Source organism: Pantoea sp., assembly GCF_032114055.1.
GTDB lineage: Bacteria > Pseudomonadota > Gammaproteobacteria > Enterobacterales > Enterobacteriaceae > Pantoea.
In genome coordinates this window covers 1-12568 of the sequence record NZ_DAMCTB010000007.1, presented here as the reverse complement: position 1 = coordinate 12568, position 12568 = coordinate 1, and the positions used below count along the sequence as shown (strand labels likewise).

The 12568-nt window shown below is 56.9% G+C and carries 11 protein-coding genes and 1 tRNA gene; 3 read left to right on the top strand and 9 right to left on the bottom strand.

All coding sequences use genetic code 11. The annotated features are described in order from the left end of the window. Positions 1–72 precede the first annotated feature (72 nt). Positions 73–1548 carry a ketol-acid reductoisomerase gene (ilvC, locus tag RT657_RS12840; RefSeq protein WP_313654910.1) on the bottom strand — a complete coding sequence of 492 codons (1476 nt, stop codon included), beginning with the start codon at positions 1546–1548 and terminating at the stop codon, positions 73–75. A gap of 162 nt (positions 1549–1710) precedes the next feature. On the opposite strand from ilvC, the gene ilvY reads away from it, so the two are divergent. Further along, complete coding sequence (ilvY, locus tag RT657_RS12835; RefSeq protein WP_111141105.1) at positions 1711–2592, top strand: HTH-type transcriptional activator IlvY; 882 nt, start codon at positions 1711–1713, stop codon at positions 2590–2592. Here the strand turns inward: ilvY and ilvA are convergent, their stop codons facing one another. The 6 genes from ilvA to ilvL all read right to left on the bottom strand — a co-directional run bounded on the left by ilvA (position 2593) and on the right by ilvL (position 9151). Then, positions 2593–4140, bottom strand: a complete 1548-nt coding sequence (gene ilvA, locus RT657_RS12830; protein WP_313654909.1) for a threonine ammonia-lyase, biosynthetic — start codon at positions 4138–4140, stop codon at positions 2593–2595. A 2-nt stretch (positions 4141–4142) separates the two neighbouring features. Next, on the bottom strand, positions 4143–5993 hold the full coding sequence (gene ilvD, locus RT657_RS12825) for a dihydroxy-acid dehydratase (protein ID WP_313654908.1): 1851 nt from the start codon (positions 5991–5993) through the stop codon (positions 4143–4145). Between the two features lie 60 nt (positions 5994–6053). Then, on the bottom strand, positions 6054–6983 hold the full coding sequence (locus RT657_RS12820) for a branched-chain amino acid transaminase (RefSeq protein ID WP_313654907.1): 930 nt from the start codon (positions 6981–6983) through the stop codon (positions 6054–6056). A gap of 18 nt (positions 6984–7001) precedes the next feature. Beyond that, positions 7002–7259, bottom strand: a complete 258-nt coding sequence (ilvM, locus tag RT657_RS12815) for an acetolactate synthase 2 small subunit (RefSeq protein WP_313654905.1) — start codon at positions 7257–7259, stop codon at positions 7002–7004. Then, positions 7256–8902 (bottom strand): acetolactate synthase 2 catalytic subunit, encoded by a 1647-nt coding sequence (ilvG, locus tag RT657_RS12810; protein ID WP_313654904.1) that lies wholly within the window; start codon positions 8900–8902, stop codon positions 7256–7258. The genes ilvM and ilvG overlap by 4 nt, the downstream gene beginning before the upstream one ends. Positions 8903–9052: 150 nt before the next feature. Beyond that, positions 9053–9151 (bottom strand): ilv operon leader peptide, encoded by a 99-nt coding sequence (gene ilvL, locus RT657_RS12805; RefSeq protein WP_072101316.1) that lies wholly within the window; start codon positions 9149–9151, stop codon positions 9053–9055. 330 nt (positions 9152–9481) lie between these two features. On the opposite strand from ilvL, the gene RT657_RS12800 reads away from it, so the two are divergent. Then, complete coding sequence (locus tag RT657_RS12800) at positions 9482–11002, top strand: YifB family Mg chelatase-like AAA ATPase (RefSeq protein WP_313654903.1); 1521 nt, start codon at positions 9482–9484, stop codon at positions 11000–11002. A gap of 25 nt (positions 11003–11027) precedes the next feature. Here the strand turns inward: RT657_RS12800 and RT657_RS12795 are convergent, their stop codons facing one another. Beyond that, the gene (locus tag RT657_RS12795) at positions 11028–11366 is read right to left on the bottom strand and encodes a DUF413 domain-containing protein (RefSeq protein WP_111141094.1); all 339 of its coding nucleotides are present in this window, start codon (positions 11364–11366) and stop codon (positions 11028–11030) included. A gap of 120 nt (positions 11367–11486) precedes the next feature. Here RT657_RS12795 and hdfR point away from each other — a divergent pair, with 120 nt between their 5' ends. After that, positions 11487–12320, top strand: coding sequence for an HTH-type transcriptional regulator HdfR (gene hdfR, locus RT657_RS12790; RefSeq protein ID WP_313654902.1), 834 nt, complete (start codon positions 11487–11489; stop codon positions 12318–12320). Positions 12321–12431: 111 nt separating this feature from the next. Here hdfR and RT657_RS12785 read toward each other — a convergent pair. Next, positions 12432–12507: transfer RNA gene (locus RT657_RS12785), tRNA-Trp, on the bottom strand. Positions 12508–12568 lie beyond the last annotated feature (61 nt).

Here is a 12568-nt window from a genome sequence, read left to right as displayed (position 1 = left end):
CAGGCAAGTGTTCACAAATAAAAAACCCCGGCAAGCCGGGGTCTGTTTTGCTGAAAACGGTGTTGCCGGTGATTAACCTGCGACAGCGATACGCTTCATGTCGGTCATATAGCCACGCAGCTTACGGCCCACGATTTCAATCGGGTGCTGACGAACGGCTTCGTTGACGTCACGCAGCTGCGCGTTGTCCACCTGCGTACCTTCAACCGCTTTGCCCAGATCGCCTGGCTGCAGCGTGGTCATGAACTCTTTCAGCAACGGCACTGCCGCGAAGGAGAACAGGTAGTTACCATACTCTGCGGTGTCGGAGATCACCACGTTCATCTCATACAGACGCTTACGGGCGATGGTGTTCGCGATCAGCGGCAGCTCATGCAGTGACTCATAGTAAGCCGACTCTTCGATGATGCCCGCGTCGACCATGGTTTCAAACGCCAGCTCAACGCCCGCTTTCACCATCGCAACCATCACCACGCCTTTGTCGTAGTACTCCTGCTCTTCGATTTTACCTTCATACTGAGAGGCCGTTTCGAACGCGGTCTGGCCGGTCTCTTCACGCCAGGTCAGCAGTTTTTTATCGTCGTTGGCCCAATCTGCCATCATGCCGGAGGAGAATTCGCCAGAGATGATGTCGTCCATGTGTTTCTGGAACAGCGGCGCCATGATGGTTTTCAGCTGCTCTGACAGCGCATAAGCGCGCAGTTTCGCCGGATTAGAGAGGCGATCCATCATCAGGGTGATGCCACCAAACTTCAGCGACTCGGTGATGGTTTCCCAGCCGAACTGGATCAGCTTCTCGGCGTAAGCCGGATCGGTGCCTTCAGCCACCAGCTTGTCGAAGCAGAGCAGTGAACCAGCCTGTAACATACCGCACAGGATGGTCTGCTCGCCCATCAGGTCAGATTTCACTTCAGCGACAAACGACGATTCCAGTACGCCCGCGCGGTCGCCACCGGTCGCGGCGGCCCAGGCTTTGGCAATCGCCATGCCTTCGCCCTTTGGATCGTTTTCCGGATGAACCGCGATCAGGGTCGGCACGCCGAAGCCACGCTTGTACTCTTCACGAACTTCCGTGCCCGGGCACTTCGGTGCCACCATGACGACGGTGATATCTTTACGGATGCTCTCACCCACTTCAACGATGTTGAAGCCATGTGAGTAGCCCAGCGCAGCGCCATCTTTCATCAGCGGCTGAACAGCCTGAACCACGGCGGAGTGCTGCTTGTCCGGCGTCAGGTTAACCACCAGGTCCGCCTGCGGGATCAGATCTTCGTAGGTGCCCACTTTGAAACCGCTATCGGTCGCTTTGCGCCATGAAGGGCGTTTTTCCGCAATGGCTTCCGCACGGAGTGCATAGGCAACATCCAGACCGGAATCGCGCATGTTCAGACCCTGGTTCAGGCCCTGTGCGCCACAGCCAACGATAACGACTTTTTTGCCTTTCAGGAAACTGGCACCGTCCGCAAATTCATCACGTGCCATGAAGCGGCATTTGCCTAACTGCGCTAACTGGTTGCGCAGATTCAATGTGTTGAAATAGTTAGCCATGGGAACTCCGGTAAGGTTGTGTTTGCTTTTTTTGTTCAGGAACGGCGTGTTATGCCACGCCGCGAATGACCCCATCATACGACAGGAATTTTGTTGCTTAAATTGATATATTAACAACGTCATATTGCAATAAATGCAACACTAATCAGAGGCGACGCGCGCATGGATTTACGGGATCTGAAACTGTTTCTTCATCTGGCAGAAAGCTGCCACTTCGGGCGCAGCGCGCGGGCGATGCATGTCAGTCCCTCCACGCTGTCACGCCAGATTCAGCGACTGGAAGAGGATGTCGGCCACGCGCTGTTCCTGCGCGATAACCGCACCGTGACGCTGACGGAGGCGGGCGAGCGCCTGCGGCAATTTGCCCAGCAGACACTGTTGCAGTATCAGCAGCTGCGCCACGTGATGGATCTGAATGGCCCTTCACTGAGCGGTGAGTTGCGCCTGTTCTGCTCGGTGACAGCGGCCTATAGCCATCTGCCACCTATTCTCGACCGCTTTCGCGCAGAACATCCGCAGGTTGAGATCAAACTGGATACCGGCGATGCCGCAGATGCGGTGGAAAAAGTGCACTCCGGCGATGCTGATTTAGCGATTGCCGGTCGCCCTGAAACCCTGCCCGCCAGTATCGATTTTATGCCACTGGGGCTGATTCCGCTGGTGCTGATCGCGCCCGCGCTGCCCTGCGCCGTGCGCACTCAGGCCACACAGCCGCAGCCCGACTGGTCAAAAATCCCCTTTATCCTGCCGGTGCAGGGCCCGGCACGGCGGCGTATCGATCTCTGGTTCCGCCGTCATCGCATCCCGAATCCGTTAATTTACGCCACCGTGTCGGGGCATGAGGCGATTGTCTCGATGGTGGCGCTGGGCTGCGGTATCGCTTTACTGCCGGATGTGGTACTGGAAAACAGCCCGGAACCGGTGCGTAACCGCGTACTGATGCTGGAGAATGTAGAGTCCGTTGCGCCATTTGAGCTTGGCATCTGCGTACAAAAAAAGCGGCTCGGTGAGCCGCTTATCAGTGCGTTCTGGAGCCAGCTGTAATCAGCTGCCTGACAGGAAGAAGCGGAACGCCGGGTTGTCGCTTTCGTCGTGAAAGTCGTAACCCAGATCGGTGAGATGCTCTTCGAACTGCGGCTCATCGCTGCCAAGTTCAAACGCGGCCAGTACGCGGCCATAATCGGTGCCGTGGCTGCGATAGTGGAACAGCGAGATATTCCAGTGGGTGCCGAGCGTCTGCAGGAACTTCAGCAGCGCGCCTGGCGCCTCCGGAAACTCAAAACTGAAGAGCCGTTCACGCAGCGGTTTAGAGGGACGACCACCGACCATGTAGCGCACGTGCAGTTTCGCCATCTCATCATCAGAGAGATCCACCACCTGATAACCGCCCCGGGTCAGCTCGCCGATGATCTCGCTGCGCTCTTCCATGCCGCGGGTCAGCCTCACGCCCACAAAGATGCAGGCTTTGTCCGCATCGGCGTAGCGATAGTTGAACTCGGTGATAGAGCGTCCGCCCAGCGTCTGGCAGAAGCGCAGGAAACTGCCCTGCTGCTCCGGGATCGTTACGGCCAGCAGCGCCTCCCGCTGTTCGCCCAGCTCGCAGCGTTCAGAGACATAACGCAGGCCGTGGAAATTGACGTTGGCCCCGGACAGCACATGCGCCAGCCGCTCGCCTTTGATCTCATGCTGCTGAATGTACTTTTTCATGCCCGCCAGCGCCAGTGCACCCGACGGCTCCGCCACGGCGCGGACATCCTCAAACAGATCTTTCATGGCCGCACAGATCGCATCGCTGTCGACGGTGATGATCTCGTCGATGTAGGCCTGACAGAGCCGGAAGGTTTCACTGCCAATCCGCTTCACCGCAACGCCTTCAGCGAACAGCCCGACACGCGGCAGATCGACGGGATGACCCGCCTCCAGCGCCGCCTTCAGGCAGGCAGAGTCCTCCGACTCCACCGCGATCACTTTGATCTGCGGCATCAGCTGCTTGATCAGCACCGCAACGCCTGCTGCCAGGCCGCCGCCGCCCACCGGGACAAAGACCCGGTCAAGGTGCGCATCCTGCTGCAGCAGCTCCATGCCCAGTGTGCCCTGTCCGGCAATGACGGCCGGATGGTCAAACGGCGGAACGAAGGTGTAACCGCGCTGTTCAGAGAGTTCAATCGCCTTAGCTTTCGCCTCGTCAAAGTTGGCCCCGAACAGGAAAGCCTCACCGCCAAATGCGCGCACCGCATCAACCTTGATGTCTGCTGTTGCCAGCGGCATCACAATCAGTGACTTGATGCCCAGCTTCGTCGCTGAGAGCGCCACGCCCTGCGCGTGATTTCCGGCTGACGCCGTGACCACGCCGCGCGCTTTCTGCTCTTCATTAAGGCCGGCAATCATCGCGTACGCCCCACGCAGCTTGAAGCTGTGCACCGGCTGGCGATCTTCCCGCTTCACCAGAATAGTGTTGCCGAGACGCGATGAGATTTTTTCCATAACCTGCAGCGGCGTCACCTGTGCCACTTCATACACGGGTGAGCGTAGCACTGCGCGCAAATACTCCGCGCCGCCAGGCGCGTCGGGTAGCGGTTGAGACTCGGCCACGGTTAGCCTCCCAGCTTGCTCTTATCGCGGACCGCACCTTTGTCGGCGCTGGTCGCAAGTGATGCGTAAGCACGCAGTGCGAAGGAGACTTCACGCTGACGATTGCGCGGCGTATAAGCCGCATCGCCACGTGCCTGCTGCTCTTCACGGCGGGCGTGCAGTTCGTTATCCGGCACAGCAAGTCGGATGCCGCGGTTAGGAATATCGATCTCGATGGTGTCGCCATCTTTAACCAGCGCAATGGTGCCGCCGTTAGCCGCTTCCGGCGAGGCGTGACCGATCGAGAGACCCGATGTGCCGCCTGAGAAGCGACCGTCGGTGATCAGGGCGCAGCTTTTGCCCAGGCCCATCGATTTCAGGTAGGTGGTCGGATAGAGCATCTCCTGCATACCCGGTCCCCCTTTTGGCCCTTCGTAGCGGATAACGACCACGTCGCCTGCCACCACTTTGCCACCCAGAATCGCCTCTACCGCGTCATCCTGGCTTTCATACACTTTGGCCGGGCCGGTGAAGGTGAGGATCTCTTTGTCTACGCCTGCGGTTTTAACGATACAGCCATCTTCCGCAATGTTGCCGTAGAGCACGGCCAGACCGCCATCCTGCGAGTAGGCGTTTTCGCGCGTGCGGATACAGCCTTCAGCACGATCGTCATCCAGCGTGTCCCAGCGGCAGCTCTGTGAGAATGCCTGAGTGGTACGGATACCGGCAGGGCCGGCGCGGTACATCTCTTTTACCGCCTGATCCTGGGTCAGCATAATGTCGTACTGATCCAGCGTTTCACGCATGGTCTGCTGCAGGATGTTGCGGGCACTGCTGTCGAACAGACCTGCGCGATCCAGTTCACCGAGAATCGCGTAGACGCCACCCGCACGGTGCACATCTTCCATGTGGTATTTCGGGGTGCTGGGCGCCACTTTACAGAGCTGTGGGACTTTGCGTGACAGGCGGTCAATGTCGGAGATGTTGAAGTCGATATCGCCCTCCTGCGCCGCCGCCAGCAGGTGCAGCACGGTGTTGGTGGAGCCGCCCATCGCGATATCCAGCGTCATCGCGTTCTCAAAGGCCGCTTTATTGGCGATATTTCTTGGCAGGACGTTCACGTCATCCTGCTCATAGTAACGTTTGGTCAGGCTGACGATACGCTTACCGGCGTTGATGAACAGCTCTTTACGGTCGGCGTGTGTGGCCAGCAGTGAGCCGTTGCCCGGCTGTGACAGACCCAGCGCTTCAGTCAGGCAGTTCATGGAGTTGGCGGTAAACATACCGGAGCAGGAGCCGCAGGTCGGACAGGCAGAGCGCTCGATCTGCTCGCTGTCAGCATCGCTGACGTTGGGGTTCGCCCCCTGAATCATCGCATCCACCAGATCCAGTTTGATGATCTGGTCGGACAGTTTGGTTTTACCGGCCTCCATCGGGCCGCCGGAAACAAAGATCACCGGAATATTCAGGCGCAGTGACGCCATCAGCATCCCCGGGGTGATTTTGTCGCAGTTCGAGATGCAGACCATGGCATCCGCACAGTGCGCGTTGACCATGTACTCGACGGAATCGGCGATCAGCTCACGCGAAGGCAGGGAATAGAGCATGCCGCCATGACCCATGGCAATACCGTCATCCACCGCGATCGTGTTGAACTCTTTGGCTACGCCACCTGCCGCTTCAATCTGTTCGGCAACCAGCTTACCCAGATCGCGCAGATGAACGTGACCCGGCACAAACTGGGTGAAGGAGTTCACGACGGCAATAATCGGTTTGCCGAAATCGTCGTCGGTCATTCCTGTTGCGCGCCAGAGGGCACGGGCACCCGCCATGTTGCGGCCGTGGGTGGTGGTAGCGGAACGGTACTTAGGCATGCTCTTTACTCCAGTGAAAATAAGTTCGCGGATATCCAGCGATATCCGCGCAAGGTCTGGTTATGCGTTAACCGGGTCCAGCCAGCCCCATTTGTCTTCGGTCTCGCCGGTAAACAGGCCAAAGAATGCCTGCTGAATGCGTTTGGTGACCGGGCCACACTTGCCTTCACCGACCTGAATGCGGTCTACGCTGCGCACAGGGGTAATTTCTGCTGCGGTGCCGGACATAAAGACTTCGTCAGCCAGATAGAGAGACTCACGCGACAGGGTCTGTTCACGCACTTCAATACCCATATCACGCGCCAGCGTGATGATCGCATCGCGGGTGATGCCGGGCAGTGCCGAAGAGGTAAATGGCGGGGTAAAGAGCACGCCATCTTTCACTTCAAACAGGTTTTCGCCTGCGCCTTCGGAAATCAGACCATTGGTATCCAGCGCGATGCCTTCCTGATAGCCATGACGACGGGCTTCGCTGCCCACCAGCAGTGAGGAGAGGTAATTTCCGCCCGCTTTCGCGGCGGTCGGCAGGGTATTCGGCGCCACGCGGTTCCAGGATGAGACCATCGCATCAATACCGTTCTCCAGGGCTTCAGCACCCAGATAGGCGCCCCACGGGAATGCAGCGATAATCACATCGGTGGTGAAACCGTCTGGCGGGTTCACGCCCAGGCCGACGTCGCCAACAAAGGCCAGCGGACGGATATAAGCACTTTTCAGTTGGTTAACGCGGATGACTTCGCGGCACGCTTCCATCAGCTCATCAACGCTGCTTTTAATCGGGAAACGGTAGATTTTGGCGGAGTCGTGCAGACGTTGCATGTGTTCACGATGACGGAACACAACCGGTCCTTTGTGAGAGTCGTAGCAGCGCACGCCTTCAAATACCGACGTACCGTAGTGCAACGCGTGGGACATGACGCTGACCTTCGCCTCTTCCCACTTAACCATCTCGCCATTGAACCAAATAAAGTCTGCTTTCTTCGTGCTCATTGTTATTCCCTCTCGCGGCTACGCGCGAATTTGTTGTGTTGTCTGTTGTTGAATCTGAACGCCTGCGACGTCGATCAGTTTGCTTAACTGAGAAGACAGTAAATCGACGGAGCGCTGGCTGGCAACGGTCATTTCAATATTAATATTTTCTGCATTGGCGACGGTGGCCATGTTCATGGAACAGACCTGAAAACCGCGATGACGCACGACACGCAGAATGCGCTCCAGTATTTCAGGGCGGAATCGGGCTTCGATAGACAACTGATGCTGGTTCATACGGTTTTCTCCATCATGTTTGCATTGCTGGCACCCGGCGGTACCAGTGGCCAGACGTTTTCATGCTCATCAATTGCAACATGCAGGAAGTAAGGACCTTCGCTGTTCAGCAGAGCATCAAGGGCGGCGTCGACCTGATCTTTACGGGTAATACGCTGGCCTGGAATGTCAAACGCACTGGCCAGCGTGAGGAAGTCGGGGTTGTCAGAGAGATTCGTTTCGCTATAGCGACCTTCAAAAAAGAGCTGCTGCCACTGGCGCACCATGCCCAGACGCTGATTATCCAGCAGCAGGATCTTTACGGGCAGCCTGCCACGCTTGATGGTGCCCAGCTCCTGAATGTTCATCATGATAGAGCCATCACCTGAAACGCAGATCACGGTATCTTCCGGGCGGGCCACCTGAGCGCCGATGGCGGCGGGTAAGCCAAAGCCCATGGTGCCTAAACCGCTGGAGGTGATGAAGTTCTCAGGTGCGCTGAAGGCCATGTGCTGCGCCGTCCACATCTGGTGCTGACCGACGTCGGTGGTGACGACGGCATCGGCGGATTTGCGATCTGAGAGCTGTTTCAGAAGCAGCGGCGCATAGATCGCCTCGCCCGGATGATCATAGCGCCAGGTGTGGCTGGCTTTCATCGCCTTCACCTCGTCACGCCAGGCGTCGATGTGCAGCGGCTGACCCAGCGCGGGCAGCAGATCATTGAGATCGCCCTGCAGCGAGACATGCGCGCGACGCAGCTTGTTTAATTCTGCCGGGTCGATATCGAGGTGGATGACGCTGGCGTGCGGGGCAAAGGTATCCAGCTTACCGGTCACGCGGTCATCAAAACGGGCGCCGACCGCAATCAGCAGGTCGCACGCCTGCACGGCGAAGTTGGCGGCTTTGGTACCGTGCATCCCCAGCATACCGAGATAAACCTCGCTGTGAGGATCCACGCTGCCCAGCCCTTTTAAGGTCGCGACGGCCGGGATACCGGTCTCTTCTGCCAGCGCACGCAGTGCCGGCACGGCCTGCGCCAGACCGACACCGCCGCCGATATAGAGCATCGGTTTTCTGGCCTGTGCCATCAGGGCGCGTGCGTCGTGGATTGCCTGATGGGGCAGGCTGCTGTCCTCTTCGACCGACACCAGATGCGGCGCGGGTTCACCCTGCGCAACCTGAATATCTTTCGGGATATCAACCAGAACCGGCCCTGGGCGGCCCGACTGCGCCAGCGCAAAGGCCTCGGCCATGATGGCGGGCAGCTCATCCAGCGACTCCACCAGAAAACTGTGTTTGGTGCAGGCGAGTGACAGGCCCAGCACGTCGATCTCCTGAAATGCATCGGTGCCGATAAAGGCAGAGTTAACCTGTCCCGTTATCGCCACAACCGGCACGGAATCCATCATCGCATCCGCCAGACCGGTGATCAGGTTTGTTGCGCCAGGACCGGACGTTGCGATGCAGACGCCGGTTTTGCCGGTGGAGCGCGCATAACCGATTGCCGCCATCACCGCGCCCTGCTCATGACGACACAGCAGGTGTTCCACGCCGCCATCATAGAGCGCGTCGTATACCGGCATAATCGCGCCGCCCGGGTAACCAAATACGGTATTCACACCCTGCGCGCGTAAAGCCTGAACTACCCACTGTGCACCTGTCATCGCTATTCTCCTGTGTCCTGACCGGAACAACAGAATTTTATGCTACTGTTCATTGTTTGTTCCTCGTGGATTTGCTGATATTTCCCCGGCTCGAAAAAAAACCCCCGGACCTTTCGGTGCGGGGGTTTTTTCGAATTCGAGGCTTGATTTTTAAGCCTTTCTTTCTCCAAGCGTTGCCCCGCACGGTAGGTTAATAACCACCACCACGCTAATCACGACCAGGCTAATCACTTGTAGAAGGGCTTTCATGTATTGTTCAATTCTTTTACGTGTTCGAAGTAATGCCTACAGAGTTATCATAGTCAGGGGTTGTGACACAACTTTTTTTGCAGCTTTTTTTTCGTGCTGACAGACGTGATTGCGCCTATCGACCTGTAATACAAGAAATAATTACATGATGATAATTATTCATCACTTTAGTGACGTAATAATATTCTGGTGGATTTGCGTACAGCTTCGCAGCGTTATGACACCTTATGAAGATAACGCCAATCTGTTGTGCGATGCCCCGAAGCGTAAAAATGCTGCCCTCGCTTTCCTGCGATGCCGTGACCAGGATAACGGCCATAAGGAGCGACTATGTCATTATCAAAAGTTCTGACCCGGGCAGCATTGGGGGTGGAAGCCCCGCTGGTCACAATCGAGGCACATATCAGTAACGGGCTGCCCGCTTTAACGCTGGTAGGGCTGCCTGAGACTACCGTAAAAGAAGCGCGTGAGCGGGTGCGCAGCGCCATTATCAACAGCGGATTTACCTTCCCGGCAAAACGTCTCACCATCAATCTTGCACCAGCAGATCTGCCCAAAGAGGGTGGGCGATATGACCTGCCTATGGCCATCGCTATTCTGGTCGCCTCTGAACAGCTTCCGGCCGATAAGCTGATGCAATATGAATTTCTGGGTGAGCTCGCGCTTGACGGTGCGTTGTGCGGGGTACAGGGCGCGATTCCGGCAGCAATGGTCGCGATTCAGGCCGGGCGGCAGCTGGTACTCTCTGTGGAGAATCAGGACGATGCTGGCTTAATCCGTCAGGGCACCTCACTCGTCGCCTCACACCTCAGCGAGGTATGCGCTTTTCTGCGCAATGCACACACTTTGCCTGTGGCCCGCTACCCTGAGCCTCCGGGGCAGATGCCGTCTGACGATCTCGCCGATATGATTGGTCAGGAACAGGGGCGCAGAGCCCTGGAGATCACGGCCGCAGGCGGGCACAACCTGCTGCTGATCGGCCCGCCCGGCACCGGTAAGACCATGCTGGCCACCCGGCTTCCCGGTATCATGCCCCTGCTCAGCGATCAGGAGGCTCTGGAGTGTGCGGCAATTGCAAGTCTGGTCAACAGCAGCGCCCTGCACCGCCAGTGGCGCACCCGGCCTTTCAGGTCGCCTCATCACAGCGCCTCGCTCTACGCCCTGATTGGTGGCGGATCGCTGCCCCGTCCTGGCGAGATCTCGCTGGCCCATAACGGTGTGCTGTTTCTGGATGAACTGCCGGAATTTGACCGCAAGGTGCTTGATTCGCTGCGCGAGCCCCTTGAGTCCGGCTGCATCGCGATCTCTCGCGCCCGTGCGAAAGTCACCTATCCGGCACGCTTTCAGCTGATTGCGGCGATGAATCCAAGCCCGACAGGACATTATCAGGGACAGCATAACCGCTGCTCACCTCAACAGGTGCTGCGTTACCTCAGTAAGCTATCCGGTCCTTTTCTGGATCGTTTTGATCTTTCGCTGGAGATACCGCTGCTGCCCGGAGGCATGCTCAGTGGTCAGCGCCCTGCTGCCGAAGCCTCTGAGCAGGTTCGTCAGCGGGTTGTCGCCGCGCGTGATGTACAGCTGGCTCGTGCCGGAAAAATTAATGCCAATCTGAATAACGCGGAGATTGTACGCTGGTGTCAGCTGGTTAAGGAGGATGCGGCGTGGCTGGAGTCCGTGCTGGAGAAGCTGGGTTTATCGGTACGGGCCTGGCAGCGGATCCTGAAAGTGGCGCGTACGGTGGCCGATCTGGCCGGAGAGCGGGAGATTACGCGACTTCATCTGCAGGAGGCCATCAGTTACCGGACGATTGATCGATTGATGATTCATCTGCACAACAGCCTGCAATAAAAAAGGGACTTTCGCCCCTTTTCTGTTAATCGTCGCTGTCGCTAAAGTCTTCAACGGTATCCATCTGCGGTTTACCGCCAGACAGCGTATGGAAACGCTTAGGACGCTTAATGCGGGTCATGTATTTGGACCAGACGCGTTCTGCTTCCGTCTGCGGCTCACGCACACCACGACACACTTCAATAAACAAACGTTCTTCTTCAGTTACAGGCTCACGCTTTGATAAATCCAGCTCATTAAAGGCGAAACCGTGGCGTTCAAGAAGCTGAGCTTCTTTAATAGTAAAGTCACCGTGACGTGAGAAACCACGCGGGTAATGTTTGTTATCAAAGAAACGATTCTCTGTTGAGAAGCTTTCCGCCATGTTACACGCTCCTGATTTTCTAATGCCGTGCTGTTAATGGCGCGGAGTATTAGATAGGCTTGACAGAGTGTAAAACAAAACATTTAAATCTATACGACAAACATTTTTTGGGAGAAGGCTGTGGATACGGAATTACTGAAAACTTTCCTGGAAGTGAGCAGAACACGCCATTTCGGGCGTGCTGCAGAAGCACTTTATCTCACGCAGTCTGCCGTCAGTTTTCGCATCCGTCAGTTAGAAAATCAGCTCGGTGTTAATCTTTTCACCCGCCATCGCAACAACATCCGTCTGACGGCGGCCGGAGAGCGATTACTCCCCTACGCTGAGAGCCTGATGAGTACCTGGATGATGGCGAAGAAAGAGGTCTCTCACACGCAGCAGCATCATGAGCTATCCATAGGAGCCAGCGCTTCGCTATGGGAGGCTTATCTGACGCCATGGCTCCAGACGCTGTATGAGAACCGCGAGAGCCTGCATCTGGAAGCACGCGTAGCGCAGCGGCATCTGCTGGTAAAACAGCTTCATGAACGCCAGCTGGATCTGTTGATCACGACCGAAGCACCCAAGATGGATGAGTTAACCAGTCAGCAGATAGGGCATATTTCGCTGGCGCTGTTCTGCGCCCGTCAGAGCGAGAAGCGCGAACACTACGACTACATTAAGCTGGAGTGGGGAGCCGACTTTCATCAGCATCAGAGCTATCTTTCCGGCGCTGACGATGTGCCGGTTCTGACGACAACCTCAGCGCATGTTACCCGTGAATTGCTGCATACGACCGGAGCATGCGCGTTTTTGCCCGACTTCTGGCAGAGTCTCTACAGCGAGTTAACGGTCATTCCGGATACACCGGTGGCTGTTCGTCCACTCTATGCGGTTTGGTTGCAGAACAGCGATCAGCAGGCACATATCCGCCAGCTGCTGAAATTCCCGATTCTGGTCAGGCAAAATAGCTGAAATAAAAGGAAAGAAGCAGGCGGGAGAAATAAGAGACCAGTTAGCGTTAACTGGTTTTTTACTTTTTTAAAGGCAAAAAAAAATCCTTTGCCGAAGCAAAGGATCGTTTTCTGGCAGGGGCGGAGGGACTCGAACCCCCAACACCCGGTTTTGGAGACCGGTGCTCTACCAATTGAACTACGCCCCTAAAAGGGTGGCGGAACGGACGGGGCTCGAACCCGCGACCCCCTGCGTGACAGGCAGGTATT